The sequence below is a fragment of the Sphingomonas changbaiensis NBRC 104936 genome, from assembly GCF_000974765.1.
Classification (GTDB): domain Bacteria; phylum Pseudomonadota; class Alphaproteobacteria; order Sphingomonadales; family Sphingomonadaceae; genus Sphingomonas_B; species Sphingomonas_B changbaiensis.
Window position 1 is genome coordinate 97,893 of sequence record NZ_BBWU01000042.1, and the last position, 26,167, is coordinate 124,059.

At 66.8% G+C, this 26,167-nt stretch carries 31 protein-coding genes; 12 read left to right on the forward strand and 19 right to left on the reverse strand.

What is annotated here, in order from left to right:
* Positions 1 to 91 precede the first annotated feature (91 nt).
* Positions 92 to 2,323: a transglycosylase domain-containing protein gene (locus tag SCH01S_RS11060; protein ID WP_084689521.1), complete on the forward strand. Its 2,232-nt coding sequence runs from the start codon at positions 92 to 94 to the stop codon at positions 2,321 to 2,323.
* Here SCH01S_RS11060 and SCH01S_RS11065 read toward each other — a convergent pair.
* The 3 genes from SCH01S_RS11065 to SCH01S_RS11075 are packed head-to-tail and all read right to left on the reverse strand — an operon-like array spanning position 2,302 to position 3,993.
* Positions 2,302 to 3,006, reverse strand: a complete 705-nt coding sequence (locus tag SCH01S_RS11065; protein WP_245612237.1) for a M48 family metallopeptidase — start codon at positions 3,004 to 3,006, stop codon at positions 2,302 to 2,304. The genes SCH01S_RS11060 and SCH01S_RS11065 overlap by 22 nt on opposite strands.
* The gene (locus SCH01S_RS11070) at positions 2,981 to 3,421 is read right to left on the reverse strand and encodes a YcgN family cysteine cluster protein (protein WP_046348864.1); all 441 of its coding nucleotides are present in this window, start codon (positions 3,419 to 3,421) and stop codon (positions 2,981 to 2,983) included. Before SCH01S_RS11070 ends, SCH01S_RS11065 begins: the two co-directional genes overlap by 26 nt.
* Entirely contained in the window at positions 3,409 to 3,993 is a 585-nt protein-coding gene (locus SCH01S_RS11075) for an SCO family protein (RefSeq protein ID WP_046348865.1), read from the reverse strand. The genes SCH01S_RS11070 and SCH01S_RS11075 overlap by 13 nt, the downstream gene beginning before the upstream one ends.
* An 85-nt stretch (positions 3,994 to 4,078) precedes the next feature.
* On the opposite strand from SCH01S_RS11075, the gene SCH01S_RS11080 reads away from it, so the two are divergent.
* Complete coding sequence (locus tag SCH01S_RS11080; protein ID WP_245612238.1) at positions 4,079 to 4,639, forward strand: ankyrin repeat domain-containing protein; 561 nt, start codon at positions 4,079 to 4,081, stop codon at positions 4,637 to 4,639.
* On the opposite strand, the gene SCH01S_RS11085 is transcribed toward SCH01S_RS11080, so the two are convergent.
* The 11 genes from SCH01S_RS11085 to SCH01S_RS11135 all read right to left on the reverse strand — a co-directional run bounded on the left by SCH01S_RS11085 (position 4,640) and on the right by SCH01S_RS11135 (position 11,468).
* Positions 4,640 to 5,086 carry an MmcB family DNA repair protein gene (locus tag SCH01S_RS11085; protein ID WP_046348867.1) on the reverse strand — a complete coding sequence of 149 codons (447 nt, stop codon included), beginning with the start codon at positions 5,084 to 5,086 and terminating at the stop codon, positions 4,640 to 4,642.
* Between the two features lie 73 nt (positions 5,087 to 5,159).
* Entirely contained in the window at positions 5,160 to 5,822 is a 663-nt protein-coding gene (locus tag SCH01S_RS11090; RefSeq protein WP_046348868.1) for a cell wall hydrolase, read from the reverse strand.
* A 168-nt stretch (positions 5,823 to 5,990) separates the two neighbouring features.
* Positions 5,991 to 6,332, reverse strand: a complete 342-nt coding sequence (locus SCH01S_RS11095) for a DUF1491 family protein (RefSeq protein ID WP_245612239.1) — start codon at positions 6,330 to 6,332, stop codon at positions 5,991 to 5,993.
* Positions 6,329 to 6,790, reverse strand: a complete 462-nt coding sequence (locus tag SCH01S_RS11100) for a PaaI family thioesterase (protein WP_046348869.1) — start codon at positions 6,788 to 6,790, stop codon at positions 6,329 to 6,331. The genes SCH01S_RS11095 and SCH01S_RS11100 overlap by 4 nt, the downstream gene beginning before the upstream one ends.
* Entirely contained in the window at positions 6,780 to 7,244 is a 465-nt protein-coding gene (locus SCH01S_RS11105; protein WP_046348870.1) for a PTS sugar transporter subunit IIA, read from the reverse strand. The genes SCH01S_RS11100 and SCH01S_RS11105 overlap by 11 nt, the downstream gene beginning before the upstream one ends.
* 64 nt (positions 7,245 to 7,308) lie before the next feature.
* Positions 7,309 to 7,890: a ribosome hibernation-promoting factor, HPF/YfiA family gene (hpf, locus tag SCH01S_RS11110; protein WP_046348871.1), complete on the reverse strand. Its 582-nt coding sequence runs from the start codon at positions 7,888 to 7,890 to the stop codon at positions 7,309 to 7,311.
* A gap of 51 nt (positions 7,891 to 7,941) precedes the next feature.
* Complete coding sequence (gene dnaQ / locus SCH01S_RS11115) at positions 7,942 to 8,655, reverse strand: DNA polymerase III subunit epsilon (RefSeq protein ID WP_046348872.1); 714 nt, start codon at positions 8,653 to 8,655, stop codon at positions 7,942 to 7,944.
* A gap of 11 nt (positions 8,656 to 8,666) precedes the next feature.
* On the reverse strand, positions 8,667 to 9,260 hold the full coding sequence (gene coaE / locus SCH01S_RS11120; protein ID WP_046348873.1) for a dephospho-CoA kinase: 594 nt from the start codon (positions 9,258 to 9,260) through the stop codon (positions 8,667 to 8,669).
* The gene (locus SCH01S_RS11125) at positions 9,257 to 10,066 is read right to left on the reverse strand and encodes a shikimate dehydrogenase family protein (RefSeq protein ID WP_046348874.1); all 810 of its coding nucleotides are present in this window, start codon (positions 10,064 to 10,066) and stop codon (positions 9,257 to 9,259) included. Before SCH01S_RS11125 ends, coaE begins: the two co-directional genes overlap by 4 nt.
* A complete protein-coding gene (locus tag SCH01S_RS11130; protein ID WP_084689522.1) occupies positions 10,063 to 10,659 on the reverse strand; it encodes a Maf family protein in 597 nt (198 codons plus the stop codon). Before SCH01S_RS11130 ends, SCH01S_RS11125 begins: the two co-directional genes overlap by 4 nt.
* Positions 10,650 to 11,468, reverse strand: a complete 819-nt coding sequence (locus SCH01S_RS11135; RefSeq protein ID WP_046348910.1) for a pyruvate, water dikinase regulatory protein — start codon at positions 11,466 to 11,468, stop codon at positions 10,650 to 10,652. The genes SCH01S_RS11130 and SCH01S_RS11135 overlap by 10 nt, the downstream gene beginning before the upstream one ends.
* 279 nt (positions 11,469 to 11,747) lie before the next feature.
* Here SCH01S_RS11135 and hemE point away from each other — a divergent pair, with 279 nt between their 5' ends.
* From hemE to SCH01S_RS11155, 4 genes are all read left to right on the forward strand, one after another.
* A complete protein-coding gene (hemE, locus tag SCH01S_RS11140; RefSeq protein WP_046348875.1) occupies positions 11,748 to 12,773 on the forward strand; it encodes a uroporphyrinogen decarboxylase in 1,026 nt (341 codons plus the stop codon).
* Positions 12,773 to 13,213 (forward strand): CopD family protein, encoded by a 441-nt coding sequence (locus tag SCH01S_RS11145; protein WP_046348876.1) that lies wholly within the window; start codon positions 12,773 to 12,775, stop codon positions 13,211 to 13,213. The genes hemE and SCH01S_RS11145 overlap by 1 nt, the downstream gene beginning before the upstream one ends.
* Before the next feature lie 121 nt (positions 13,214 to 13,334).
* Positions 13,335 to 14,591, forward strand: coding sequence for a transcription termination factor Rho (rho, locus tag SCH01S_RS11150; RefSeq protein ID WP_046348877.1), 1,257 nt, complete (start codon positions 13,335 to 13,337; stop codon positions 14,589 to 14,591).
* A gap of 183 nt (positions 14,592 to 14,774) precedes the next feature.
* Positions 14,775 to 15,485 (forward strand): YjbE family putative metal transport protein, encoded by a 711-nt coding sequence (locus tag SCH01S_RS11155; protein WP_046348878.1) that lies wholly within the window; start codon positions 14,775 to 14,777, stop codon positions 15,483 to 15,485.
* Between the two features lie 251 nt (positions 15,486 to 15,736).
* Here SCH01S_RS11155 and SCH01S_RS11160 read toward each other — a convergent pair whose 3' ends face one another.
* On the reverse strand, positions 15,737 to 16,432 hold the full coding sequence (locus SCH01S_RS11160; protein WP_046348879.1) for a dienelactone hydrolase family protein: 696 nt from the start codon (positions 16,430 to 16,432) through the stop codon (positions 15,737 to 15,739).
* Positions 16,429 to 16,899, reverse strand: a complete 471-nt coding sequence (locus tag SCH01S_RS11165) for a methylated-DNA--[protein]-cysteine S-methyltransferase (RefSeq protein WP_046348880.1) — start codon at positions 16,897 to 16,899, stop codon at positions 16,429 to 16,431. The genes SCH01S_RS11160 and SCH01S_RS11165 overlap by 4 nt, the downstream gene beginning before the upstream one ends.
* Positions 16,900 to 16,946: 47 nt before the next feature.
* On the opposite strand from SCH01S_RS11165, the gene SCH01S_RS11170 reads away from it, so the two are divergent.
* Genes SCH01S_RS11170 through SCH01S_RS11195 form a run of 6 tightly spaced genes read left to right on the forward strand, consistent with a single transcriptional unit; the run spans position 16,947 to position 22,701 of the window.
* Positions 16,947 to 17,180 carry a DUF6489 family protein gene (locus SCH01S_RS11170; protein ID WP_046348881.1) on the forward strand — a complete coding sequence of 78 codons (234 nt, stop codon included), beginning with the start codon at positions 16,947 to 16,949 and terminating at the stop codon, positions 17,178 to 17,180.
* The gene (mnmE, locus tag SCH01S_RS11175; protein WP_046348882.1) at positions 17,177 to 18,457 is read left to right on the forward strand and encodes a tRNA uridine-5-carboxymethylaminomethyl(34) synthesis GTPase MnmE; all 1,281 of its coding nucleotides are present in this window, start codon (positions 17,177 to 17,179) and stop codon (positions 18,455 to 18,457) included. The genes SCH01S_RS11170 and mnmE overlap by 4 nt, the downstream gene beginning before the upstream one ends.
* A gap of 59 nt (positions 18,458 to 18,516) precedes the next feature.
* On the forward strand, positions 18,517 to 20,424 hold the full coding sequence (mnmG, locus tag SCH01S_RS11180) for a tRNA uridine-5-carboxymethylaminomethyl(34) synthesis enzyme MnmG (RefSeq protein WP_046348883.1): 1,908 nt from the start codon (positions 18,517 to 18,519) through the stop codon (positions 20,422 to 20,424).
* The gene (rsmG, locus tag SCH01S_RS11185; protein WP_046348884.1) at positions 20,421 to 21,032 is read left to right on the forward strand and encodes a 16S rRNA (guanine(527)-N(7))-methyltransferase RsmG; all 612 of its coding nucleotides are present in this window, start codon (positions 20,421 to 20,423) and stop codon (positions 21,030 to 21,032) included. The genes mnmG and rsmG overlap by 4 nt, the downstream gene beginning before the upstream one ends.
* Before the next feature lie 2 nt (positions 21,033 to 21,034).
* Entirely contained in the window at positions 21,035 to 21,817 is a 783-nt protein-coding gene (locus SCH01S_RS11190) for a ParA family protein (RefSeq protein ID WP_046348885.1), read from the forward strand.
* Entirely contained in the window at positions 21,814 to 22,701 is an 888-nt protein-coding gene (locus SCH01S_RS11195) for a ParB/RepB/Spo0J family partition protein (RefSeq protein ID WP_046348886.1), read from the forward strand. The genes SCH01S_RS11190 and SCH01S_RS11195 overlap by 4 nt, the downstream gene beginning before the upstream one ends.
* 69 nt (positions 22,702 to 22,770) lie before the next feature.
* Here the strand turns inward: SCH01S_RS11195 and holA are convergent, their stop codons facing one another.
* The 3 genes from holA to leuS form a co-directional block, all read right to left on the reverse strand.
* Positions 22,771 to 23,784 carry a DNA polymerase III subunit delta gene (holA, locus tag SCH01S_RS11200; protein WP_046348887.1) on the reverse strand — a complete coding sequence of 338 codons (1,014 nt, stop codon included), beginning with the start codon at positions 23,782 to 23,784 and terminating at the stop codon, positions 22,771 to 22,773.
* Complete coding sequence (gene lptE / locus SCH01S_RS11205) at positions 23,781 to 24,269, reverse strand: LPS assembly lipoprotein LptE (RefSeq protein WP_046348888.1); 489 nt, start codon at positions 24,267 to 24,269, stop codon at positions 23,781 to 23,783. Before lptE ends, holA begins: the two co-directional genes overlap by 4 nt.
* The coding region (gene leuS, locus SCH01S_RS11210) for a leucine--tRNA ligase (protein WP_046348889.1) at positions 24,266 to 26,167 on the reverse strand (1,902 nt) is incomplete at its 5' end. The genes lptE and leuS, both read right to left, overlap by 4 nt.

Sequence of the window (26,167 nt, forward strand, 5' to 3'; positions counted from 1 at the left end):
AAGAACACGTGAACGGGTCATGCAAGCCAGAAAGGGGCATTCGTTCATCCTTGTGACAGGCGGGCTTAGCCAGTAGACCCGGCGTACCCCGATGGCTTCTCCTCCGCGCCCTTCGCGCCCTCCCCAGCCCAAACCCGGTCCGTCGAAAGGTCGGCGCACGCTTGGCCGCATTCTGAAGATCGGCGGCGCCGGCGCGCTGGTCGCGATCATCGCCCTTATCGTTGCGGTCTATCTGCAGGCGTCGACGCTGCCGACTTATTCCGAGCTCAAATCCTCGCCCAACGGGCAGATGATCCGCGTCCATGCCGCGGACGGATCGGTGCTGGTGTCGCTGGGGCCGAGCTATGGCGAATGGCTGAGCTACGACCAGATCCCGCAGGTGATGAAGGATGCGATGACCTCGGTCGAGGACAAGCGCTTCCGTTCGCACCTGGGCGTGGATCCGATCGGCATTGCGCGGTCGCTCTATGTGCGGGCGAAGCGCGGCTATTGGGCCCAGGGCGGATCGACGATCACCCAGCAGCTCGCGCGCAACATCTTCCTGACCAACAACCGCACCTTCGCCCGCAAGGCGCGCGAATGGCTGCTGGCGCTGGCGCTCGAGCGGAAATTCACCAAGGACCAGATCCTCGAGCTCTATCTGAACAAGGTCTATTTCGGCGGCGGCTCCTACGGGATCGACGCCGCATCGCGCCGTTTCTTCGGCCATTCGGCGAGCAATCTCAGCCTGTCCGAAGCCGCGGTGATCGCCGGCCTGGTGAAGGCGCCCTCGCGCTATTCCCCGACTGCCGATGCAGAGGCCGCGATCGGCCGGTCGGGCGTCGTGCTGAACTCGATGGTCGAAAACGGCGTGATCACGCCGGCCGAAGCCGCCAACGCCGAAAGCGCGAAGGTGAAGCTCAACGAGGACGTGAACGAGAACAGCGCCCGCTATTTCACCGACTGGGCGTTGCCGCAGCTCGAAACGCTGATCGACGAAACCGTCGAGCCGCTGGACGTCTGGACCACGCTTGACCCCGACATGCAGAAGGCGGCGCAGGAAGCGATCCGCGCCAACGTGCCGAACGGGGCGCAGGGCGCGCTCGTCTCGCTCGATCGCGACGGCGCCGTCCGCGCGATGATCGGCGGCAAGGATTATGTGAAGTCGATCTACAACCGCGCGACGCAGGCGACGCGGCAGCCGGGATCGTCGTTCAAGCTGTTCGTCTATCTCTCCGCGCTCGAGGCCGGCTACAAGCCCGACGACACCGTCGTCGACGAGCCGGTGACGATCGGCGGCTGGAGCCCGCGCAACAGCAACGGCCGCTATACCGGCGCGATCAACCTGCGCACCGCCTTCACCTATTCCGTCAACACGATCGCGGCGAAGATCGGTCAGGACGTCGGCACCACGACGATCGCCGACATGGCGCGGCGGTTCGGCATCACGACGCCGATCAACACCCAGCCGTCGATGGTGCTCGGCACGTCCGACGTGCGGCTGATCGACATGACCCGCGCCTTCGCCTCGGTCGGGTCCAAGGGCATCGCGATCGTGCCTTACGGCATCACCAAGGTGACCACGACCGGCGGCCGCGTGCTCTACAAGCATGAGACCGACACCTCGCGCGTGCTGGTCGCGCCCTGGGTGGCGGCGGAGATGACCGACCTGATGCAGAGCGCGGTGTCGGCCGGCACCGGGCGTGCTGCGCAGATCGGCCGCCCCGTTGCCGGCAAGACCGGCACGACGAGCAGCAACAAGGATGGCTGGTTCCTCGGCTTTTCGAGCGGACTGACGACCGGCGTGTGGATGGGCCGCGACGACGCGCGACCCGTACCGGGACTGCAGGGCGGCACCGCGCCGGCGCGGGCGTTCGCAGCCTATATGCGCGTCGCCGTCGCCGACAGGCCCGTCGAGCCGTTCGAAACGCAAGTGAAGCTGCCCCAATGGCAGCTCGAGCCCGACGCCGAGGCCTATTACGGCAACAGCGACCAGCCGGCGCCTCAGCAGCAGCAACAACAGCTCTATGACGAGCAGGGCAACCCGATTCCGCCCGACGTGCGGCCCTATGACAATCAGGGGATTCCGCCCGATCAGGCCGGTCAGCCCGGTCAGGGCGGCCAGGAACGGCTCGACGATGCATTCCTCGACCGAGCGCTCGGCCGCGATCGTTCTGCGCCACCGCCGCAGCAGCAGCGGGATCCGCGTTATCCGGGCGACCCGCGGGACGGCCGCTATCCTCCGCGCGATCCCCGCGCCTATCCGCCGCCACCGTCGCCGGGCGAGTTTCGAGGCCGCCCGCGCGACCTCCCGCCGCAGGATCAGGGCCGGCCGTATCCGTGAAGCGAGGCGCCGTTGGCGCGAAGCCACGCACGTGCGGCAGACGGACTTTCGCCGAGCAATTGCTCTTCCAGTGCCTTGAACGCGGGCCCGTGATTCATGTGCACGCGATGCGCGACTTCGTGCGCCACGGTTGACCGTCGCACGAACGCCGGCGCGAGGATCAGGCGCCAGCTGTAGCGGATATCGCCGTTCGCTGAGCAGCTGCCCCAGCGCGAGCGTGTGTCGCCGACGGTCACGCGGCCGATGCTGACTCCGGCTTGCACGGCAAGCGCGCGCGTCTCCGCGTCCAGCACGCGCCGTGCCTCCCCCTTCAGCCAGCGCAGCACCCGTGCTTCGAACAGCTCGGGGTCGCCGCCGACGCAAAGCTCCGCAGATCGACGGTGGACGCCGCGCGATCCGGGCGCGGCAACCAGCACCAGCGGCTCACCCCCGACCGCGATGCTCAGGCCGGGCTCGAAGCGCCGGCCCGACGGGCGCTCAGCAAGCTGGGCTTCCACCCAGGGCCGCTGCTCCTCCACCCAGGCATAGGCGTGGCGCAGCGATGCGCGGCGGGGAAGCGTCAGCCGGACGGCACCGTCGCGCGGATCGACGCGCAGCCGCATCACGCGCGCGCCGGCGTGGCGCACGACCTGCACCGGCCGGCCGTCGAAGCGCGGTTCAGCCTTCGAGAATATGGTCTTCAAGTTCGCCCGCATCGACCTCGGAGATCGTCCAGCCGCGCACCGACATGCCCGCCTTGTGCACCGAATCCGGATCGCCGCTGTTGAGCGGATGCCAGTCAGCGAGCGGCTTGCCCTCGGCGCGCAGCCGATAGGCGCAGGTGCCGGGCAGCCAGTCGAGCGTCGCGGCGAGCTTGGGCGTCAACCGCACGCATTCGGGCACGAACGCGCGGCGGTGGCGATAATTGCTGCAGCGGCCGCTGTGCCGGTCGAGCAGCTTGCAGGCGACGTTGGTCGGGAACAGCTCTCCGGTCACATCGTCCTCGAGCTTGTGGACGCAGCATTTGCCGCAGCCGTCGCACAGCGCTTCCCATTGCGCGCGGTCGAGCGCTTCGAGCGGCAGATCCTCCCAGAACCGTCCGCTGCTCACCGCACCCACTTCTTCAGCTCCGCCGCGATCTCATCGGGCGTGCCGTCCTGCGGGATCAGCGCGATCGGGTCGCCCTTCGGCCCGAACAGATAGGCGACGCGGCTGTGGTTCATCAGATAGTCGGTCGCGCCCGGCCGCTGCTGCTTGGAGTAAGTGATCGCATATTCCTTCGCGACTTTGGCGATCTGGTCGGGCGTGCCGGTCAGGCCGATCAGCTTGGGCGAGAAAGCGGTCACATATTGCTTCAGCACCGGCGGCGTATCGCGCGCGGGATCGATCGTGACGAAGATCGGCGCGATCTTCGCCGCCAGCGCGGGATCGGAGCCTTCCAGCTTCTTGTAGCCGGCCATCAGCTTCTGCAGGTCGACCGGGCAGACGTCCGGACAATAGGTGTAGCCGAAATACATCAGGCGGTACCGGCCGGCGAAATCGCGGTCGCTGACCTGGCGACCGTCCTGGTTGACGAGCGTGAAGGGTCCGCCGATCGAAGCCCCGGCAAGCGGGGCTTCGGGCGGCGCGGCGCTCTGGCCGCAACCGGCAAGGAGGAGCGGCAGGGCGAGCAGAAAGGAACGGAAGGTCATCGCGCATGCAGAAATGCTGTGCTAACCCGTTCCGATCAAGTGCAGGTGGATGCAAGTGAAGCTTCGAAGCGCGTTTTTATCCCTGTTGCTGGTCGCGATCGCGGCTCCGGCCGCCGCTCAATTCTCCGACAGCTACAATTTCCTGAAAGCGGTCAAGGATCGCGACGGCGCCAAGGCCACCGAATTGCTCGGCAAGGGCGGCCCCAACCTGATCGACACGCCCGATTTCTCGACCAACGAACGCGCGATTCATCTGGTCGCGAAGGATGCGGACCTGAGCTGGCTCGCCTTCCTGATCCAGAAGGGCGCGCGCCTCGACGTGAAGGACAATCAGGGCAATACGCCGCTGATGGACGCGGTGCGGTCGGGCTTCATGGACGGCGTGCGGGTGCTGATCGCCAAGGGCGCGCAGGTGAATGCCAGCAACTCGCTCGGCGAGACGCCGCTGATCATCGCCGTCCAGAAGCGCGACGTGCCGATGACGCGGCTGCTGCTGACCGAAGGGGCCGATCCGGCGAAGAAGGATACGAGCAGCGGCATGTCGGCGCGCGATTACGCAGTGCGCGACGGGCGGTCAGACGCGATCCTGCGGCTGATGGACGAGATCAAGCCGGCGCCGAAGCGCGGAATCTCAGGCCCGAAGTAACTAGCCGAGCAGGTCGCACTCGGGATCCACGACTCCGAGCAGCCGCCGGGCGGCGCGGCGGGCGAAATCGAGCGTCGCGGCCTTGCGCCGGGGTGCAGGCACGGAGGCGATGCCGGCTTCCCGCGCAATCGCGGCATCATACCGGTCGGCGACGATCAGGCCCGCGATATCGGGCTGAAAGGCCTCGGTCTCGAACGGCGACAGGTCGAATCCCTGCGGCACGGCCCAGAAGAAGCGGTCGCAAAAGCCGAGATAGTCGCGCCACTTCCCGTCGCCGAGCAGGTCGGCGCGCGACACCTTGATCTCGACGATCAGAATCCGCCCGCGCGCATCGACCGCCATCAGGTCGGCGCGCCGGCCATTGGCGAGCGGCACTTCGCACAGCGCGACATAATCGTGCCGCAGCAGCAGCCGCGATACGCCGCGGGCGACGTCGGCCGCGGTCATTGCGGACGGTAAAAGGGCAGGATGGCTCGCCACCCCGCCCTTCTAGAACATCATAAGAACGCTGAAAAGCGGATCAGCGATAGAAGACGTGGTTGCCGAGCTGGGCGACGCGGACCTTGTTCCAGCCCGGCGAGACGCGCGCGGCGTGGAAGTAGAGCGCCTTCGACGCGCGGCTGTCCCATTCGTCGTCCATCGCGATCTGGGCGATGGCGACCGCGGTCTTCCAGAACGCGCCGCCCCGCTTGATCGGCGGGAAATGGCCGTGGTGCACGAAGGAGAATTGGCCCTTCTGGAACACGACCGAGCAAACCGACGGCGGGAAATGGCCGCCGGCCTTGGCGCGATTGAGCACGACTTCGGCGACCGCAAGCTGGCCTTCCAGCGGCTCGCCCTTCGATTCGAAATAGACGGATGCCGCCAAGCACTCGGTCTCGCGATCGAGCGTTTCCGGCATGTCCTGCTGGGAAACGAGCTGGTCGAGGCTCTTGGCCTGGATACGTCCCGACTCATCGTCGCCGGCAGGCGCTGCCGAAATGGCGCTGTCGCTGCTGGTGGCGGGAACTTCGGGGAGCGGCTCGACGGCAACTGCCGGAACCGGTTGAGAATTCTGATCGTTGGAGATCACGGACACGGCATTGGACACCGTTTCCGCGAAGGATGGGGCGCTGAAGGCGATCCCGAACGCAGTGCAAAACGTCACAGCCGCGAGGCTCGCGGCGCGGTAGATGCGGCTCATTCTTCATTCGTACTATGCGGTGAGTCGATCGATGGAAGGAGCGCCAAAACACCCGCGCTTCCCCCTGATCTTCCCCCCGACTGCGCTATCGCCCGTGGCGGTGCTTCCGCTTCACGACGATCCGGCGCGTGGCTGGTGCGCACGCTTTCCGAGCCGGCGGCGAATGAGTCAATCGAACCCGGTCGTTTCAGCGGCGAACCGTTCAGCGTCCGCGACGTCCAGTTCTATTAACCATAAGTCCGGATCGGAATCCCGCCGCCGCCGCATGTAGGAGTCGCGGCTTCCATCAGACTCAACATCTTGGGGGCCGCAGGGCGTCCAGCGGTAATGTCCGTCCAGGTCGATCGTACGCTCCAGCAACACCTGCGGCTCGCCGCGCTCGCTGCAAAGGAGCAGGATTGCACCCGCGGTCTCGTCGCCTTTCGCCAGCACCGTCGCGAACCCGCCCGCCGCCTGCACGCGCCGCATCAGCGCGTCGATCGTCATCCGGCTGGTGAGACGGGGAGTCATGGGAGGGCAGGCGCATAGCCCTTCAGCGACGACAGCGGGATTCGCGATCGCATGAAGGTGCCGGTGCCGCGCGCCGCTTCCTCGCCGTCCGGCCCGATCAGGCGCGCGTCGGCGACGAATACGCGGCGCCGGCCGCTCACCCAACGCCCTTCGGCAATGACCGGTCCGGCGACAATCGGCCGGGTGAACAGCAGGTTGAACGCGGTCGTCAGCAGGAAACGGTCGGTGACCAGGCTGTTGGCAGCATAGAAGGCCGCATCATCCAGCATCTTGAAATAGCTGGTGCCGTGCGCGGCGCCGGCGGCGTGGTGATGCTCCGGGCCGATCTCGAACCGGATTCGTGCGAACCCCTCCTCCGGGATTTCGAGCCGCGAAACGAACAGTCGGTTGATCGGAGCCGAGGCGTAGAGCGATTCGAGCGCCCGGAAATGGGCCTCGGCGCCCGTTTCAGGCGGCATCGCGCGTTTCGGCGCTGGCGAACAGGGCATAGAGCGCGTCCGGAGAGACCGCCCCGCGCAGGTTCGCAACGAAAGCACGGTCGCGCAGCCGCCGGCTCACCTGGGCCAGCGCCTTCAGATGGTCGGCGCCGGCGTCGGCAGGGGAGAGCAACATGAACACCAGATCGATCGGCAAATCGTCGATCGCGCCATAATCGATCGGCCGTTCGAGCCGCACGAACGCCGCCCTGATCCCGTCGAGCTCCGCCAGACGGCCGTGCGGGATGGCGACGCCGCCGCCGAAGCCGGTCGTGCCGAGCCGTTCGCGTTCGGCGAGGCGATCGACCACCTCCTTCGCGTTCAGCCCCATGCTCCGTTCGGCGATGCCGCCCAGCGCCTGAAACAGGGCCTTTTTGTTTGCGACGGCAAGGTCCGCGACGATCGCGTCCCCCCCTAGAAATTGAGTCAAATCCATTCGTGCAGGTCCGATGCGGCGCGCGAGAGCTGTCCGCGCGCCAGAGAAACAGAGACAGTCGGGATCAGGCGCGTTGCGGTTCGACCCAGCCGATCGTGCCGTCGCCTCGTCGGTAGACCATGTTGAGCGTGCCGGTGGCGCTGTTCTTGAACATCAGCGCGTTCGTATTCCGAAGATCGAGCATCATCACCGCATCGGAGACGCTGGCATCCGGCACATCGACCCGGGTCTCGGCGACGACCGGCGGATTGTCGGTCGGCTCGATCTCCTCGTCTTCCGCCTCCGGCAGGCTGAAGACCGTGTAGCCCGCATTGTCGAACGCCAGATCGGCCGCCGCCGGTTGACCGCCGCGGCCCCGCAGCCGGCGCATGTAGCGCCGCATCTGCTTTTCGATCTTGCCGAGCGCGTCTTCGAACGCCGGCTGCGCCTCGATGCCGCGGCTGCCGCCCTTCAGGACCACGCCGTTCGGCACGTACAGAACGATCTCGCAGTCGAAGCGGTGGTCATGAGGGCCCTTGCCGACGGTCACGGTCGAGGAGATTGCGCGCGCGTCGTACTTGTCGGAAAGCGATCGAACGCGATCTTCCGCATGGGCGCGAAGCGCCTCGCCAACGTCGACCTGATGTCCGGAAACGCGCACGTCCATCCCAACCTCCTTCGTCAGGGCGGGGCGTTTAGGGATGCGCCCCTACGAGCGTCAACCTGCCGCCGGGGCAGCCGTTCCCATCGTCCAGACAGGATCGGTGATCTGAGCGAGGAATCGCGCGTGACGCTCCAATTCTTCGGCCGAAGCGGCATGGGGTCGCGCCGGCCGGATGGGCCGGGTGATGTCGTAGACGATCGCGTCCTGCCTGGCGGCTTCGGCAGCCGCCGGAGCATCGGCCAGCGACAGGCCGATCTGGCGACCGCCGGTCAGCTCGACATAGCATTGTGCCAGCAATTGCGCATCGAGCAGCGCGCCATGCTTGATCCGATGGCTGCGATCGACGCCGTAACGCGTGCACATGGCGTCAAGGCTGTGCTTCGCGCCGGGATGCTTGCTCCGCGACAGCGCGAGCGTGTCGACCATCCGCGAGCGCGGGATGTGCAGCCGCCCGGCCTCGCCGAGCTCGAAATTCAGGAACGCGAAGTCGAAGGCGGCATTGTGCGCCACCAGCGGACTGTCTTCGATGAAATCGAGCAGCTCCTCGCAGCAATCGCGGAACAGGCGCTGACCGGAGAGGAAGGCTTCCGACAGCCCATGCACCGCCTGGGCTTCGGGCGGCATCGACCGTTCGGGGTTGAAATAGGCGTGGAATTCGCGGCCGCTCTCGACACGGTTGATCAGCTCGACGCAGCCGATCTCGACCATGCGGTGACCTTCTGAGACCTGGATTCCGGTGGTTTCGGTATCGAAAACGACTTCGCGCATTATGCGCCGGACTATCGGCCTTTGCGCTCCAAGAGACAAGACACGAGTTGCCGCACCTGGGTGCGCGTGTCCTCGCGCGGGACTCCGGTGTCGATTACGAAGTCGGCGCGGGCGCGCTTTTCTGCGTCCGGCATTTGCAGCGCGCGGATGCGCTCGAACTTCTCCAGGGTCATGCCCGGCCGGGCAAGCACGCGTTCGCGCTGCACTTCCGGCGGAGCGGACACGACGGCGACCGCGTCGAGCCCGGCACCACCGCCCTTTTCGAACAGCAGCGGGATATCGAACACAATCAACGGCGCATCCTGATGTGCTTCAAGGAAACGCTGGCGCATCGCCGACACGGCGGGATGCACGATCGATTCCAGCCGGGCGAGCGCGTCCGCGTCGCCGAGCACGTGCGCGCCCAGCCTGGCACGATCCACGCCTTGCGGACCGGTGGTGCCCGGAAACGCGGCTTCGATGCTCTCGACCAGCGCCCCGCCCGGTCCTTGCAGCGCGTGCACCGCGGCGTCGGCGTCGAACACGGGGACGCCGGCTTCCTCGAACATCGCCGCGACGGTCGACTTGCCCATGCCGATCGATCCTGTGAGGCCAAGGATCGTCATGCGGTCAGCAGCGCGCGCAATTCGTCGTCGCGGTCGCGCGGCGGTTCGGCATCGAAGAACAGCTCGAACGCGAGCGCCGCCTGGCCGATCAGCATCTCCAGCCCGTCGACCGTCTCGAGCGCGCGATCCTCGGCCGCGCGCAGCAATGCGGTCTGCAGCGGCGCATAGACGATGTCGTAGACGATCGCGTCATCCGGCAGCGGCGACAAGTCGAGCTCAAGCGGAGGCTGCCCCGTCATTCCTAGGACGCTCGCATTGACCAGCAGGGCCGCCGGCGGAAGCGGGCTGTCGAGCGGGGCGACAGCGCCCTTCAGCCCGAAGCCGGCCAGCAGGCCCGCGGCTTTCAGCGGCGTGCGATTGAGGATCGTGACCGGGCCGACGCCGACTCGCGACAGCGCGAACAGCACCGCGCGCGCCGCGCCGCCCGCGCCGACCACGACGACGGGCTTGCCGGAAAGGTCGAGCGCAGAGATCGGCGACCAGAATCCCGCCGCGTCCGTGTTGGTGCCGGCAATGCCGCCCGATTCGTCGCGGAACACCGTATTGATCGCGCCGATCGTCGCGCGAATTCCGCCGGGATCGGGCACATGCGCGAGCGCCGCTTCCTTGTGCGGCACGGTGACATTGCAGCCGCGCCAGCTCGGGTCCGTCCTGCGCGATTCGAAATAGCCGGCCAATTCATCGGGGCGGACGTGGCAGCGCCGATATTCGGCGTCGATGCCCAGCGCGTCGAGCCAGAAGCCGTGGATCAGCGGCGATTTGGAATGGGCGATCGGGTCGCCGATCACTTCGGCATACGACGTCATGACGCCAGAATCCCGCGCGTGCGCAGATAGTCCAGCACCGGCAGCAGCGGCAGGCCGATCACCGTGAAATGGCTGCCGTCGATGCGGGAGAAGAGCTGCGCGCCCGGACCCTCGATCCGGTAGACCCCGACGCACCAGCGCGCCTGATCCCATTCCCGGTCGAGATACGCGTCAATGAACGCGTCGGAGAGCGGGCGGACGTACATCGCGGCCCGGTCGACAAACCGCCAGACCGGCTCGCCTGCCTCGGCGATGACGGCGGCGCTGTAAAGATGGTGGCGCTTGCCCGACATCAGCCGGAGATGCTCGGCGGCCTGGGCTTTCGATTCGGCCTTGTCGAGCAGTGTCCCGTCTTCCAGGGCCACGACAGAATCGCAGCCAAGCACCAGCGCGCCGGGATCGCGATTCGAGACTTTCAGCGCCTTCAGCTCAGCGAGCGCGTCGGCGAAATCGCGCGGCGCCAGCCCTGCGGCGCGCAGGCTCGCCTTGGCTGATTCCTCATCGACACCAGGCGCCATCGCCTCGAACGGGACGCCGGCCGCCTCGAGCATCGCCCGCCGGCCGCTCGACCCGGACGCCAGGATCAGGCGCATTGCCGGCGCTCGTTGCACAGGTTGATGATCGCGGCCGCTGTTTCCTCGATCGAGCGGCGGGTGACGTCGATCACCGGCCAGCCATTGTCGGCGAAGATGCGGCGGGCAAAGGCGACTTCGCGCGCGACGGCCTCCTGATCGACATAGTCGGTCTCCGGCGCCTGATTCAGCGACAGGAGGCGGTTGCGCCGCACGGCGATCAGCCGTTCGACATTGGTGGTGAGGCCGACGACCAGCGGATGCTTCAGCCGGAACAGGCTCGGCGGCGGCGGTGATTCGATCACCAGCGGAATGTTCGCGACCTTGTAGCCGCGGTTGGCGAGATAGATGGAGGTCGGCGTCTTCGACGTGCGCGAGATGCCGGCGAGCACGATGTCCGCCTCTTCCCAATTCTCCCAGCCGATGCCGTCGTCGTGCGCGATCGTGAACTGGATCGCGTCGACGCGCGCGAAATAGGCAGCGTCGAGCGCGTGCTGGCGGCCGGGTCGGGCAACGGCGGTCTGGCCGAGCATATTCGACAGCGCGTCCGTTACCGGATCGATCGCGCCTACCGCCGGCAGACCGAGCGCGCGGCACCGCTGTTCGAGCGTCCGCCGCGTCTCCGCATTGACCAACGTGAACAACACCAGGCCCGGATTCTGGGCGATTTCCTCGAGAATGCGTTCGAGATTGGCGCCGGAGCGGATCATCGGCCAGAAATGCTTGATCGTCTCGACGCCCTCGAATTGCGCGAGCGCCGCCTTGGCGATCGTCTCAAGGGTCTCGCCGGTCGAGTCCGACAGGAGGTGGAGGTGCAGTCGCGTCGTCACGCGCACATCCCTGTGGAAAAGCGGCCGGAGAGGCAAGTCAATGATCCGGGGAGCCGGATTCAGACCCGATCGCCGTTCACTCTCCAACAGCTCCGCCCACAGCCGGAAAAAATCATTCGACCTCTGTGGATTATGGGGAAACGCACCGCGAATCGGGAACCTTTTGCGATTCCGCCGGAGTCAAATTGTTGGCAGAGTCCGGGGAACCGCCTAAGTCCCCGTCACCCGCGCTCCCACATCTTCCATCATCCTTTTCAATTCAAATCTTAGAAAGAAGAGATGACGAGCGATCGTGCCCTTTTGAACGTGCTCCGCGGCGAACGGCGCGACCCGCCGCCGGTGTGGCTCATGCGCCAGGCGGGACGGTATCTGCCCGAATATCGCGCGCTGAGGGCCGACAAGGGCGGGTTCCTCGAGCTCGTCAACGACAGCGAGGCCGCGGCCGAGATCACGTTGCAGCCGATCCGCCGCTTCGGCTTCGACGGCGCGATCCTGTTCTCGGATATTCTCGTCATTCCGCACGCGCTCGGGCAGAAGCTGGAATTCCTCGCCGGCGAAGGGCCAAAGCTGTCGCCGCGGCTGCTCGACGCCAGGCTGGAGCAGTTGAGCGCCGCGCCGGAGCGGCTGGAGCCGGTCTATGGGACGGTCCGGCGCGTCGCCGCCGCGCTGCCGGACAATGTGACGTTTCTCGGCTTTGCGGGCAGTCCCTGGACGGTTGCGACCTATATGGTCGCTGGCGAAGGCAGCCGCGAGCAGGCGGAAGCGCGGCGGTTCGCCTATCGCGATCCGGCCGCGTTCGGCGCGATCATCGCCGCGATCGAGCAGGCCACCGTCGATTATCTGTCGAAGCAGATCGAGGCGGGCGTGCATGCGGTGCAATTGTTCGACAGCTGGGCCGGGAGTCTCTCGCCCGCGCAGTACGAGCAATGGGTAATCGCGCCGACCGCCCGGCTGGTCGCGGCGCTGAAGGCGCGGCATCCGGACACGCCGATCATCGGCTTCCCGAAAGGCTCGGGCGGCAAGCTGCCCGCCTATGCGCGCGAAACCGGCGTGGACGCGATCGGGCTCGACGAGACGGTCGATCCGGACTGGGCGAACGCGGCGCTTCCCAAGGAGCTGCCGGTGCAAGGCAATCTCGACCCGCTCGCATTCATCGCCGGCGGCGACGCACTTGGCCGGGCGACGCGACGAATTCTTGACGCGTTCGCCGGACGCCCGCACATCTTCAACCTTGGACATGGCATTTTGCCTGACACGCCCATCGCGCATGTCGAGCAGCTGCTGGCACAGGTGCGGGGAGAGTGATGGGCTATCTGGTCGCTGCCTATGAGTGGTTGAAGGCGGCGCACATCATCTTCGTCGTCTTCTGGGTTGCCGGGCTGCTGATCTTCCCGCGCTACCTCGTCCATCATCAGGACGCGCTCGACCGGCCGGACGAAGCCGCCGCCTGGGTCGACCGGGAGGCGAAGCTCCGCAAGATGATCCTCACCCCTTCGATCGTCGCGGTGTGGCTGTTCGGGCTGCTGCTCGCGACCGGCGGCGGCTGGTGGTCGGCCGGTTGGCTGCACGCAAAGCTGCTCGTGGTGCTGGCGATGAGCGCATATCAGGGTTGGGCCGTCGGCTATTCGAAGGCGCTCGCCCGCGGCCATGCGCCGCTGCCGCCGCGGCGCCTGCGCATGATGAACGAGCTGCCGGCGCTCGGGCTCGTCATCATCGTTTATCTTGTGGTGCTGAAGCCCTTCTGAGTCGGCTTGACTTGGAAATGGGCGCTCCCTAACTCGCGCTTGAGCGTGCGGCGCTTTTCCTGGCCGCGCGTTTTCCCCAGATCGTCGTAGTCCGGTCGCACTCCTAAAATCCAGGCTCCCAATGCATCTCAAAGACCTCAAGAAAAAGGCGCCCGCCGAACTCGTCGAAATGGCGGAGGCGCTTGGCGTCGAAGGCGCTTCGACGATGCGCAAGCAGGATCTGATGTTTGCGATCCTGAAGGCGGAGGCCGAGAATGGCGCGCAGATCATGGGCGAAGGCACGATCGAGGTGTTGCCCGACGGCTTCGGCTTCCTGCGCAGCCCCGAGGCGAATTATCTGGCCGGCCCGGACGACATCTATGTCTCGCCGAACCAGGTGCGGAAATTCGGCCTGCGCACCGGCGATACGGTCGAAGGCGAAGTGCGCGCGCCCAAGGACGGCGAGCGCTATTTCGCGCTGACCAAGCTGAACGCGGTCAATTTCGACGATCCCGACGCGGTTCGCCACCGGGTCAATTTCGACAATCTGACGCCGCTCTATCCGGAGCAGAAGCTCGATCTCGACCCCAAGGACCCGACGATCAAGGACAAGTCGGCACGGGTGATCGACATCATCTCGCCGCAGGGCAAGGGCCAGCGCGCGCTGATCGTGGCGCCGCCGCGCGTCGGCAAGACCGTGCTCCTTCAGAACATCGCGCGTTCGATCACCGCCAATCACCCGGAAGTGTTCCTGATCGTGCTGCTGATCGACGAGCGGCCAGAGGAAGTCACCGACATGCAGCGTTCGGTGAAAGGCGAGGTCATTTCCTCGACCTTCGACGAGCCTGCCCAGCGCCACGTGCAAGTCGCTGAAATGGTGATCGAAAAGGCCAAGCGCCTGGTCGAGCACAAGAAGGACGTGGTGATCCTGCTCGACTCGATCACCCGCCTCGGCCGCGCTTACAACACGGTCGTGCCGAGCTCCGGCAAGGTGCTGACCGGCGGCGTCGACGCCAACGCCTTGCAGCGGCCGAAGCGCTTTTTCGGCGCCGCCCGCAACATCGAGGAAGGCGGTTCGCTCTCGATCATCGCAACCGCGCTGATCGACACCGGCAGCCGCATGGACGAAGTGATCTTCGAAGAGTTCAAGGGCACCGGCAACTCCGAAATCGTGCTCGACCGCAAGGTGGCCGACAAGCGCATCTTCCCGGCGATGGACGTCGGCAAGTCCGGCACCCGCAAGGAAGAGCTGCTGGTCGACAAGGGCACGCTCAGCAAGATGTGGGTGCTCCGCCGCATCCTGATGCAGATGGGCACCGTCGACGCGATGGAGTTCCTGCTCGACAAGATGAAGGACTCGAAGACCAACGAGGACTTCTTCGATTCGATGAATCAGTAAGCATCGATCCTCCCCTTGGAGGGGAGGTGGCGCGCGAAGCGCGACGGAGGGGTATCAGCGCCTCAGAATAAACCTCGAACGCTGACACCCCTCCACCACGCCCTGCGGGCGCGGTCCCCCTCCCCTTGCAGGGGAGGATCAAGCTTGCCCGGCTCCACTCCCGCCCCTAGGCGTTGAGCCGGTATGACCCCGGAGATCGCCCAGGAAGCCATGTCGCTGTCATGGCTTTGGCAGCACATCGTCAGTGACTTTTCGAACCTGGGCACGCTGTCGGCCTTCCAGGCCTTCACCACCGTCGTGCTGCTCGACATTGCGCTGGCGGGTGACAATGCGATCATCGTCGGTGCGCTGGCGGCGGGGCTTCCGGCCGATCAGCGCAAGAAAGTGATCGCGATCGGCATCCTCGCCGCGCTGGTGCTGCGGATCATCTTCGCGATCGCGATCCTCTACGGGCTCGAGCGGTTCAAGGAATATGGGCTCGTGCTCGCCGGCGGCCTTCTGCTGCTGTGGGTGGCGTGGAAGATGTACCGCGAGATTCGCCACCAGGGCGAATCGGCGGGGTCCGACGAGGTCGCGGGCGACGAGCATAGCGGCCTCAAGCCCGCCAAAAGCTTTGCCTCGGCCGCCTGGGCGGTCGCCGTCGCCGACGTATCGATGAGCCTCGACAATGTGCTTGCCGTGGCCGGCGCCGCGCGCGAGCATCCCGGCATCATGGTGATCGGCCTGGTGCTGGCGGTCGGCCTGATGGGCGTCGCTGCGAACATCATCGCCCGCTACATCGAGCGCTACCGCTGGATCGCCTGGATCGGGCTGGTCATCATCCTCTACGTGGCGGCCAAGATGATCTACGACGGCTGGCACGACTTGCAGCCGACCCTGACCGCGATGGCGTGAGTCCGGGGCTGCCGGGCGGCTGGAATGGGTGGTTTGCGGCCACTCTTCGTCATCCCCGCGAAAGCGGGCATCCCGCTTCTTTCCTTTCTGCCTTAGTGAGCTTCGTGTTCTTCGTGCGAGATAGATTTCGCACAAAGAGCACAAAGAAGAAGCGGGATTCCCGCTTTCGCGGGAATGACGAAAAGGGACGGCAATGGGTCGACAGCAACTCGGCGATCGATTGCCGGACAGTCCGGTCCGGAAGCAACTGCCTACGCCAGATTCTGAGCGAAGAACGCCTCTGTCCGCCCATCCGCCAGCCGCGCGCCCTCGTCGTTGCGCCGTTTGCCCATCTCCGTCGCGAAGCCGTGGTCGAGTCCGGGATAGTCGTGCAGCACGACTTTCGGGTGATTGTCGAGGCCGTCGTGCATCGCCTTCTGCGCCTCGGGCCCGACGAAATGGTCGGCGCCGGCGATGTGGAGCATCAGCGGGCGGCTGATCGCATGCTTTTCGCGTAACAGGTTGTCGATCCCGACGGCGTAATAGCCGACGCTTGCGTCGATATCGGTGCGCGCTGACGTCATGAAGGCAAGCCGGCCGCCCAGGCAATAGCCGACGCACCCAACCTTGCCCGTGCCGCCGAGCCGCTGGCGCGCGGCCTTGATTGTCGCTTCGATGTCGCGGATGCCGGTGTCCTGGTCGAAATTGCCCATGAGTCCCAGGGCGATCTGGAACTGGCTAGGAATGTCAGGATCGAGCTCGACGCCCGGTTGCAGACGCCAGAACAGGTCAGGCGCGACGGCGAGATAGCCGAGCGATGCCCAATGGTCGCATTTGCGGCGGATGCCTTCATTGACCCCGAAAATCTCCTGGATCACGATCACCGCCGCCTTGGGCGTGCCGTCCGGCTCCGCGACATAGGCCTGGAAGCGGCTGTGACCGTCCAGCGTCTCGATCTCGATCATCATAGCAGCCAACCCTCCGCGCGTTCGTGTTTCAACAGCCAGGCCTTGGTCGCGGGTCCATCGCCCGCCGAATAGAAGCCCAGCGCGCCGCCGGTCGGCAGGACGCGGTGGCAGGGGACGATGATCGGAAAGGGATTGCTCGCGCAGGCTTGGCCCATTGCACGCGCCGAGGAGCCACATGCCTGCGCGAGCTCGCCATAGGTGCGCGTCTCGCCATAGCCAATCGAAGCGATCGCGGCGCGCTGGCCTTCGCCCTCTGCCGTGGTGGCGGGTGCGAGTGGCAGGTCGAACACCGTGAGGTCTCCGGCAAAATAGGCGGCGAGCTGGGCGGCGGCTTCGCGGAGCAGGGCGCTGTCGGCCTCGTTGCCGCTGCGGCCGATCCGGATGCCGGTCAGCGCATCGCCCTCCGCCTCGATCAGAATCGGGCCGATCGGCGTTGCGATTGTCGCGGTGGCGCGCGCATAAGCCATGGCTTCGGTTAGCAGCGGGGCCGCGTGCGGCTCAAGCGGAGACAGGCATGAAGATCAATGTGGAAGTCGACTGCACGCCGGAGGAAGCGCGGCGCTTCATGGGGCTGCCGGATCTGACACCGGTGCACGAAGCCTATGTCGCGCAGCTGGTCGATACGGTGAAGAACGGCGTCGGTGCCGACGGGCTGGAGGCGATGATGAAGAGCTGGGGCCCAATGAGCGATGCGGGCCTGAAGCTGTGGCAGCAGATGGTCGAGGGGATGAGCGGCAAGCCCAAGTGACCGACACGATCTTCGCGCTGTCGAGCGGCGCGCCGCCGGCGGCGATTGCGGTGGTGCGGGTCAGCGGGCCTCAGGCACACGCGCTGCTGGAGCGGATGGCCGGGCCGTTGCCGGAAGAGCGGACCTTAAGCTTACGAAGTTTACACGTGTGGCACTCGGGCGAGCTGCTCGACCGGGCGCTGGTGGCGTGGTTTGCGGCCGAACGGTCCGTGACCGGCGAGCCGCTGGTGGAGCTTCACCTACATGGTGGGCGGGCGACCGTGGATGCTGTCGAAGCCGTGCTGGCCTCCGTGCCAGGCGTGCGGCGCGCGCGTGCGGGGGAATTCACATGGAGGGCGTTCGAGAATGGCCGCCTCGATCTGGTCCAGGTTGAGAGCCTGTCCGACCTGCTCCGAGCCGAGACCGAGGCGCAGCGCCGCGCCGCGCTGGCCGAGGGCGGGCTGAGCGGGAAGGTCGAGCAATGGCGGCAGCAGTTGCTGCAGCTTTCGGCCCTTGCGGAGGCGGCGCTCGACCAGTCGGACGAGGATGACGTGCCGGCGGACCGGGCCCGGATCGATGCTGTGGCCGCGGACCTGATCGCCGGCATCGGCCAGCTGCTCGCGCGGCCGGGGGCGGAGCGCCTGTTCGACGGCGCCCGGGTCGTGTTCGCAGGGCCGCCGAATGCCGGAAAGTCCACCCTGATCAATGCTTTGGCAGGTCGCGAGGTGGCGATCACATCGGCGATTGCGGGTACGACCCGCGACGTGATCGAGGCGCCCGTAAGGATCGGCGGGGTCGCCTTCGTGCTGACCGACACCGCGGGCCTGCGTCAGGGCAGCGGCGACGAGATCGAGCGCATCGGCATCGACCGGGCGCAGCGGCGGATCGACGAAGCCGACCTGGTCGTCTGGATGGATGAACGAGCGGAACCGGATGTCGCGGATGAGAAGCTGATCCGGATATTTCCACGTGCGGACGAGCCGGGCCGAAGCGACGCGGCTCCCGGAATGCGTGTCTCCGCAGTGACCGGCGAAGGCTTGGCAGACTTGGCCGACATGCTCGTTGAACGCGCCCGGACCTTGCTTCCTCGAGAAGGGGAGGTGGCGCTGACACGGCGGCAGCGTGAACATCTTGCGCACTGCCATGCAGCCCTGGTCGCCTTCGCGGCGGAACCCGACGAGTTGATCGCCGCCGAGCAGCTGCGCCTGGCCCGGCAGGCAATTGACGAGCTCACCGGCCGCGCGGGCGCTGAGGAGATGCTCGACGCGCTATTCGGGACATTCTGCATCGGCAAATGAGCGTTGTTCCACGTGGAACAGTTTGACAGCGGCCATCGCATCAGGCTTGAGCGCGCGCCATGTACGATGTGATCGTGATCGGCGGCGGCCATGCAGGCTGCGAAGCGGCGGCTGCGGCTGCGCGGCTGGGCGCGCGCACGGCGCTGGTCACGTTCGACCGGCGTGCGGTGGGTGCAATGTCGTGCAACCCGGCGTTCGGCGGGCTCGGCAAAGGTCACCTGGTCCGCGAAGTCGACGCGCTGGATGGCCTGATCGGAAGGGCGGCGGACGAGGCGGCGATCCATCACCGGCTGCTGAACGCGTCCAAGGGCTCTGCCGTGCGGGGGCCGCGTGTGCAGGCCGATCGAAAACTCTACCGCGTGGCGATCCAGCGGATGCTGGACGAGCAACCCGGCTTGGAGGTTGTCGAGGGCGAGGCCGCTTCCCTCATCCTCACATCCTCACCCGTTGGCTTCGAGCGAAGTCGAGAAGCGGGGCACGCGACGGAAGCGGGCTTCTCGACTTCGCTCCAAACGAACGGAATTTCGGGCGTTCGACTGAAGGATGGCCGTGAGCTCCGCGCCAGATCCGTTGTCCTCGCGACGGGCACTTTTCTCAACGGCCGCATGCACCGGGGCCTCGAGACCGAGACCGGCGGGCGTGTGGGAGAGGCGTCAGCCGTCTCGCTCGGCGAACAGCTCCGCGCGCTGGGCCTGGCGGTCGCGCGACTGAAGACAGGGACGCCGCCGCGGCTGGACGGGCGCACGATCGATTGGGCCGGGCTGGAGGTGCAGCCGTCGGACGACCTTGGCTGGACGATGTCGCCGCTGACCCCGGCGCGGTTGCGGTCGCAGCTATCGTGCGCGATCGCACGCACGACGGAGGCAACGCACGACGTCATCCGCGCGTCGCTGCACGAATCGCCGCTGCACTCCGGCGCGATCGAAGGGCAGGGACCGCGCTATTGTCCGTCGATCGAGGATAAGGTGCTGCGCTTCGGCGACCGGGACGGGCACCAGATCTTCCTTGAGCCCGAGGGACTGGGCGATCCGCTCGTCTATCCGAACGGCATCTCGACCTCGCTGCCGCTGCACGCACAGGAAGCGTTCATCCGCACGATCGCGGGTCTTGAACGCGCCCGGATCGCGCAACCCGGCTATGCTGTCGAATACGACTATATCGACCCACGCGCGCTGGCCCCAAGCCTCGAACTGCGCGCGGTGCGCGGCCTGTTCTTCGCCGGCCAGATCAACGGCACCACCGGCTATGAGGAAGCGGCGGCGCAGGGGCTGGTCGCCGGGATCAACGCGGCGCGTCTCGCGGCGGCGCAGGATGCGGTGACCTTCGACCGTGCCGACTCCTATATCGGGGTGATGATCGACGACCTGACGCTGCAAGGCGTCACCGAGCCCTATCGGATGCTGACCGCACGGGCGGAATACCGGCTCCGACTGCGCGCGGACAATGCGACCGAGCGGCTGACCGCGATCGGGCAGGCGATCGGCTGCATCGGCGCGGAGCGTGCGCGCTATGTGGCGGTACGGCGCGAACAGCTCGCGTCGATCGAGTCGATGCTGTCCCGGCCGGTGCGGGCACGCGAGCTCGACGCTGAGCTGCGCGACGACGGCCGCGCACGCCCGCTTGGCGACTGGCTCCGCTTCGGCGGGGTCTCGCGCGAGCACCTGCTTGCGGCGGAGCCCCGGCTCGCCGATGCCGATCCGGCCATGCTCGACGTCGCGATCGACGATGCGCGCTATGCGCCCTATCTGGAGCGGCAGGACGCAGAAGTGCGCGCGGTCCGGTCGGCCGGACGGGTGGCGATCCCGGCGGACCTCGATTACGGCACAGTCCCTGGCCTTTCCAACGAGATGGTCGAACGGCTCGATGCCGCGCGGCCGGCAGATTTGGAGAGTGCGGGACGCATCCGCGGCATCACGCCGGCGGCGCTGGCAGTCATCCTCGCCCATACGCAGAAGCGGGCGGCGTGACCGAGGCCGAGGCGCGCGCCTGGATTGCGGAGCGTTACGGCGACGACAAGATCGCGGCGCTGGAGCGGTACGTGGCGCTGCTGCTGGCCGCCAATGCCGAGCAGAACCTTATCAGCAAGGCGACCGAGCCGACGATCTGGACTCGCCACATCCTCGATTCGGCGCAACTGGTCCGCTTCGCTCCGGACGCCGAGCAGTGGCTGGACGTCGGGTCTGGCCCCGGACTCCCCGGTATCGTGATCGCGATCCTGACCGGGCGGCCGATGCTGCTGGTCGAGCCGCGGCGCAGGCGGGCCGAGTTCCTGTCCGAAATAGCGGGGCAGCTCGCTCTCTCCGATGTTCGGGTTAAGCAGGCGATGATCGAGCGCGTGCGTGGCGAGAGCTTCGATGTGGTGACCGCGCGCGCCTATGCGCCGCTGCCCGAAATCTTCTCGTCCACAATTCCGCTCACACATCCGTCCACGATTTGGATCCTGCCAAAGGGGCGGAGTGCCGCACGAGAGCTGGATGATGCGCGACAAGCGTGGCAAGGTGTGTTTCACGTGGAACAGAGCCTGACGGACGACGAGGCCAAGATCATCGTTGCGACAGGCGTTCGGCCGAGGTGAGCATGATCTGTGTCGGCGTAGCAAATCAAAAAGGCGGGGTGGGGAAGACCACGACCGCGATCAACGTGGCGACGGCGCTCGCGGCGATCGGCTGGCGCGTGCTGCTGATCGACCTCGACCCGCAAGGCAATGCCTCGACAGGTCTCGGGATCGCTCAATCGGCGCGAGGCGACAACAGCTACGACCTGCTGACCGGACAAGCCGAGCTGACGGAGTGCGTCGTCGCGACCAAGGTGCCGCGGCTGGACGTGGTGCCTGCAACGGTAGACCTGTCCGGCGCCGAGATCGAACTGGTGGAAATGGACCATCGCACCCATCGGCTTCAGCGCGCGCTGGACGGACTGAAGGCGCCCCGCTGGGATATCTGCCTGATCGATTGCCCGCCTTCGCTGGGCCTGCTGACGATCAACGCAATGGTGGCGGCCGATTCTCTGCTGGTGCCGCTTCAATGCGAGTTCTTTGCTCTCGAAGGACTTAGCCAGCTGCTCCAGACGATCGAGCGCATCCGTGGCCGCTTCAATCCGCAGCTGTCGATCCTGGGCGTTGCGCTGACCATGTATGATCGCCGCAACAATCTGACCGAGCAGGTGGCGGAGGACGTGCGCATTTGCCTGGGCGATGTGGTGTTCGAGACGGTGATCCCGCGCAACGTCCGGCTGTCGGAGGCGCCGAGCCACGGTGTGCCGGCCTTGATCTACGACCATCGCTGCTCGGGCTCCGAGGCTTATATGGCCCTCGCGCGCGAGCTGCTCGCCCGACTGCCCAATCTGAAGAGAGCCGCATGACCGACGCTGCCGCCCGCAAACGCCCGACCGGCCTGGGCCGGGGTCTCTCTGCCCTGTTGGGCGAGCAGGTGCGCGAGGAGCCGGTTGCGCCCGGAGGCGAACGCTCGCCCGGGGTCCGCACGGTCCCGGTGTCGGAGATCGAGCCGCATCCCGAGCAGCCGCGCCGGCATTTCGACGAAGACGCACTCGACGAGCTCGCCCGCTCGATCGAGGCTCGAGGGCTGATCCAGCCGATTGTCGTCCGACCCTACCAGGGCGGATACCAGATCGTCGCCGGAGAGCGGCGCTGGCGGGCAGCCCAGCGCGCGCACCTGCACCAAGTGCCGGTAATCGTCCGCGATTTCGATGAGGCGGAGACGCTGGAACTGGCGCTGGTCGAGAATATTCAGCGCGAGGATCTGAACGCGATCGAGGAAGCGGAAGCCTATCGCAAGCTGATCGACCGCTTCGGCCACAGCCAGGAAGCGCTTGGCCGAATCGTGCACAAGTCGCGCAGTCATATTGCCAACCTATTGAGATTGCTTGACCTTCCGGCCCTTGTGCAAACCTTGCTCGCGGACGGGAAGCTGACGATGGGCCATGCCCGCGCACTGATTACCGCGCCCGATCCGGTGGCGCTCGCGGTCCAGGTGGTCGAGCGCGGACTGTCGGTGCGCGAAACCGAGCGGCTGGCGCAGAGCGCACGTCCCGTCGCGGCCCGGCCGCCGCGCGCCGGCAAGGAAGCCGATGCCGACATCGCCGCGCTCGAGCGGCAGCTTGGCGATATCCTGGGGCTGAAGGTCAAGATCGCCTACGCCAAGGGCACCGGATCGGTGACGCTTGGGTTTTCCAGCCTGGATCAGCTGGACCTGATCTGCCAGCGGCTCACGGGCGAGCGGATTTAGCCTTACCTCCGTTCGCTTCGGCGCTTGCGTTTCTCGACTTCGCTCGAAACGAACGGGCCTTGTTCGGACCTAGCGACCCCGCCCCGCCGCCGCGCGAGCGATCGTCAGCAGCTCCTGCGATGCTGTGACCGCGCCGGCGCTGCCGCTCTCCATCAGCCGGGCCTGGGCAGCGGTGATGCGGTCGACGAGCATCGCGAGGTCCGGGGCGTTCCAGCGGCGGAGCTCGGCCGCGACGACGTCCTTGTCCTTGAAGAACACGGCCTTGGTGGCTTCGGCAAGGCTGGTGCGATCGGCGTCGGCCCGAAGCGCCGCGAGCTGGAGCAGGCGGCGGAGCATCGCGCGGATGAGCGGAATGCCGTCTTCGCCGGATTCGGCCAGCTGCTTCAATTCCTCGACCGCGGGACGAGCGGCCCCGGTCAGCACCGCATCGGCCAGCGCTCCGGAGCTGGATTCGCCCTCGCCGGCTCCGATCGCATCGAGCACGGCTGCATCAACCTCGCGCGGCGGCCCTTCGCCCGCATCCAGGAAAGACGCAATCTTCTCAAGCTCTTGGACGACAATAGCGCGGTCGCCGGCGGCGGCATCGAAAATGCGACGGGCGATGTTGGGCGCGATCCTCAAGCCCAGCGCGGCACCCAGCCCGGCGACCATCTGATCGGCCTCCCGGCCTTCCGGTGCGTAGCTTGCGAAGGCGGGCATCGCGGGCGAGGCGAGGGCGAGCTTCAGCAGCTTGGAGGCCGGCTTGAGCGCGCCGGCGATGACGACAACGGGATTGCCGGCCTGCGGGGCGGCGAGCAGCGCCTCGACCGCTTCGGTGACTTCATCGCCATTGGCACGGACGCGAATCCAGCGCGCGCCGCCGAACAGCGACGTGGACGCGGCTTCGTCGGACAGCAGCGCCGGATCCTTGGCGAGCGTGGCGCCGTCGAGATCGATTCGCTCGGCATCGGCGCCCATCGCCTTCGCCAGACGCTCCGAAAGCGCGCGCGAACCGGCATCGTCCGGGCCGTGGAGCAGGATGCAGCGGACGCTGTCGCTCGGCCGATCGAGCGTGCGCTCGATCTCGGCGCGGCTGGCCTTCACTGGGTCCGTTTGGCGTAGAGCGCGATGCGGGCGACGATCTGGTCGGCGACTTCGCCCGCCAGCCGTTCGAGCGCGGTGTTCTCCGCCGCGATCGTCGCATATTCGGACTGGACCACGTCGATGCCCGCGTCCGACCCCGCGGTCGCGTCGACCAGCACGGTGCCGTTGGCGGCATCCTTCAGCTGGTAGCGGGCGCGGAGTGTGCGGCGCTCGCGCGTGATCGCATCGTCGCGGCGGATGCCGAAACCCTCGATCTTGTCGTCGAGCTCGACCGAGAGCTGATAGCGCGGCTTGGCGCCGGGGATCGCGGCGATCCGGTCCTTCAGCGCGTTGGCGACCAGCCAGCCATTCTTGCCGGGGATCGGGGCAACCTCGACGCCGGCAAGCGCCTGCGCGACATCCCCGCCCGAACCGCCCGAATAGAGCGGCTGCAGCCCGCATCCGGGCAGCAGCAGCGCGAGCGCGAGAGGGGTCAGCCGCTTCATGCGACCAGGTTTACCAGACGATCGGGCACGACGATCACCTTTTTCGGCGCCGCGCCATTCAGCTGGCGGACCACGTTCGGCGCGGCCAGCGCCTTCGCTTCCAGCACGTCGCGCGGTTCGCCGCGGGGCACGGTGAGCGTGTCGCGGAGCTTGCCGTTGATCTGGACGGCGATCGTGACTTCATCCTCGACGAGCGCCTTGGGGTCGAATTCGGGCCAGGGGGCATTTGCGACGAGGCCTTGTTGGCCCAGCGCCGCCCAGGCCTCCTCGGCCAGATGCGGGATCATCGGAGCGACCAAGCGGACCAGCGTGCGGATCGCCTCGTCGCGGTCGGCCGAGGGCGTCGCCTTCTCGATCGCGCCGACGAACTCGTAGAGCTTCGCGACCGCCTTGTTGAACGACAGCGCCTCGATATCTGTCGCGACACCGGCCACCGTCTTGTGGCGACGGGCAGTGAGCGCCGGATCGGTGCCGTCCGCCCCATCGACGCTCTGCACCAGGCGCCAGACGCGGTTCACGAAACGCCACGCGCCTTCGATGCCGGAGACCGACCAGGCGAGGTCGCGTTCGGGCGGGGAGTCGGAGAGCATGAACCAGCGCACGGCGTCGGCGCCGTAACTGTCGAGAATCGGCGCCGGATCGACGACGTTCTTCTTCGACTTGGACATTTTCTCGACGCGGCCGAGCGTGACGGGCCTTATCCGTCCGTCATCACCTTGGAAGACGAGCTTGAGCGGAATATTATCCGTCTTGAAGGCTTCAGCCACAGCATCCGCGACATCCTCAGGATCGAAGTTGCTGACGGGAATTACCTCGTCGGGGCTCAGCCAGCGGCCGTCCGGCGCTTGATAGGTCTCGTGCGTGACCATGCCCTGGGTGAACAGGCCGGTGAAGGGTTCCTTGACGTCGATCTTGCCCAGCCGGTTCAGCGCGCGCGTCCAGAAGCGGGCGTAGAGCAGATGCAGGATCGCATGCTCGACGCCGCCGATATATTGGCCGACGGGAAGCCAGCTGTCCGCAACCAGGCGGTCGAACGGCTTGTCGTCCGGCTGGCTGGCGAAGCGGATGAAATACCAGCTCGAATCCACGAAGGTGTCGAGCGTGTCGGTCTCCCGCCGCGCCTGGCCGCCGCAGCTGGGGCAATCGACATGCTTCCAGGTCGGATGCCGGTCGAGCGGGTTGCCGGGCACATCGAAGCTGACGTCCTCCGGCAGCATGACGGGCAGCTGATCCTTCGGCACGGGCACCGCGCCGCAGGCGTCGCAATGGATGATCGGGATCGGCGTACCCCAATAGCGCTGGCGCGACACGCCCCAGTCGCGCAGCCGCCAGACCGTCGTGCCCTTGCCCCAGCCTTCGGCCTCGGCGCGGGCGATCACCGCGCGCTTCGCTTCCTCAACCTCCATGCCGTCGAGGAAGCGCGAGTTCACGAGGCGGCCCGGCCCGGTATAGGCTTCGTTGCCTTCGAACACGGGGTCCGTGTGTTCGCCATCCGAGACGACGCGCGTGACGGTCAGGCCGTATTTCCGCGCGAAATCGAGGTCGCGCTGGTCATGCGCCGGCACGCCGAACACGGCGCCGGTGCCGTAATCCATCAGCACGAAGTTCGCGATATAGACGGGCAGCTGCCAGTCCGGATCGAACGGGTGCGTGGCGGTCAGGCCGGTGTCGAACCCCTTTTTCTCCGCCGTCTCCAGCTCGGCCGCAGTGGTGCCGCCGGCGCGGCATTCCTCGATGAAGGCCGCGGCTGCCGGGTTCGCCTCTGCGACTTTCGCCGCCAGCGGGTGATCGGCCGCGACCGCGACGAAGCTCGATCCGAAGATCGTGTCGGGGCGAGTGGTGAAGACTCCGACCTCTTCAGTCCCCCTCCCGCTTGCGGGAGGGGTTAGGGGTGGGAT

Coding starts and splice junctions, on each gene's coding strand:
- SCH01S_RS11160 (WP_046348879.1), bottom strand. CDS start 16,432: ATGATGATCGAGATCGAGACGCTGGACGGTCACAGCCGCTTCCAGGCC.
- hemE (WP_046348875.1), top strand. CDS start 11,748: ATGACGAGCGATCGTGCCCTTTTGAACGTGCTCCGCGGCGAACGGCGC.
- SCH01S_RS11105 (WP_046348870.1), bottom strand. CDS start 7,244: ATGGATTTGACTCAATTTCTAGGGGGGGACGCGATCGTCGCGGACCTT.
- SCH01S_RS11100 (WP_046348869.1), bottom strand. CDS start 6,790: ATGCCGCCTGAAACGGGCGCCGAGGCCCATTTCCGGGCGCTCGAATCG.
- SCH01S_RS11085 (WP_046348867.1), bottom strand. CDS start 5,086: ATGACCGCGGCCGACGTCGCCCGCGGCGTATCGCGGCTGCTGCTGCGG.
- SCH01S_RS11190 (WP_046348885.1), top strand. CDS start 21,035: ATGATCTGTGTCGGCGTAGCAAATCAAAAAGGCGGGGTGGGGAAGACC.
- lptE (WP_046348888.1), bottom strand. CDS start 24,269: ATGAAGCGGCTGACCCCTCTCGCGCTCGCGCTGCTGCTGCCCGGATGC.
- SCH01S_RS11145 (WP_046348876.1), top strand. CDS start 12,773: ATGGGCTATCTGGTCGCTGCCTATGAGTGGTTGAAGGCGGCGCACATC.
- SCH01S_RS11095 (WP_245612239.1), bottom strand. CDS start 6,332: ATGACTCCCCGTCTCACCAGCCGGATGACGATCGACGCGCTGATGCGG.
- SCH01S_RS11170 (WP_046348881.1), top strand. CDS start 16,947: ATGAAGATCAATGTGGAAGTCGACTGCACGCCGGAGGAAGCGCGGCGC.
- hpf (WP_046348871.1), bottom strand. CDS start 7,890: ATGGACGTGCGCGTTTCCGGACATCAGGTCGACGTTGGCGAGGCGCTT.
- SCH01S_RS11060 (WP_084689521.1), top strand. CDS start 92: ATGGCTTCTCCTCCGCGCCCTTCGCGCCCTCCCCAGCCCAAACCCGGT.
- SCH01S_RS11090 (WP_046348868.1), bottom strand. CDS start 5,822: ATGAGCCGCATCTACCGCGCCGCGAGCCTCGCGGCTGTGACGTTTTGC.
- SCH01S_RS11155 (WP_046348878.1), top strand. CDS start 14,775: ATGACCCCGGAGATCGCCCAGGAAGCCATGTCGCTGTCATGGCTTTGG.
- coaE (WP_046348873.1), bottom strand. CDS start 9,260: ATGACGATCCTTGGCCTCACAGGATCGATCGGCATGGGCAAGTCGACC.
- dnaQ (WP_046348872.1), bottom strand. CDS start 8,655: ATGCGCGAAGTCGTTTTCGATACCGAAACCACCGGAATCCAGGTCTCA.
- SCH01S_RS11130 (WP_084689522.1), bottom strand. CDS start 10,659: ATGCGCCTGATCCTGGCGTCCGGGTCGAGCGGCCGGCGGGCGATGCTC.
- SCH01S_RS11125 (WP_046348874.1), bottom strand. CDS start 10,066: ATGACGTCGTATGCCGAAGTGATCGGCGACCCGATCGCCCATTCCAAA.
- rho (WP_046348877.1), top strand. CDS start 13,335: ATGCATCTCAAAGACCTCAAGAAAAAGGCGCCCGCCGAACTCGTCGAA.
- mnmG (WP_046348883.1), top strand. CDS start 18,517: ATGTACGATGTGATCGTGATCGGCGGCGGCCATGCAGGCTGCGAAGCG.
- SCH01S_RS11075 (WP_046348865.1), bottom strand. CDS start 3,993: ATGACCTTCCGTTCCTTTCTGCTCGCCCTGCCGCTCCTCCTTGCCGGT.
- SCH01S_RS11165 (WP_046348880.1), bottom strand. CDS start 16,899: ATGGCTTATGCGCGCGCCACCGCGACAATCGCAACGCCGATCGGCCCG.
- SCH01S_RS11195 (WP_046348886.1), top strand. CDS start 21,814: ATGACCGACGCTGCCGCCCGCAAACGCCCGACCGGCCTGGGCCGGGGT.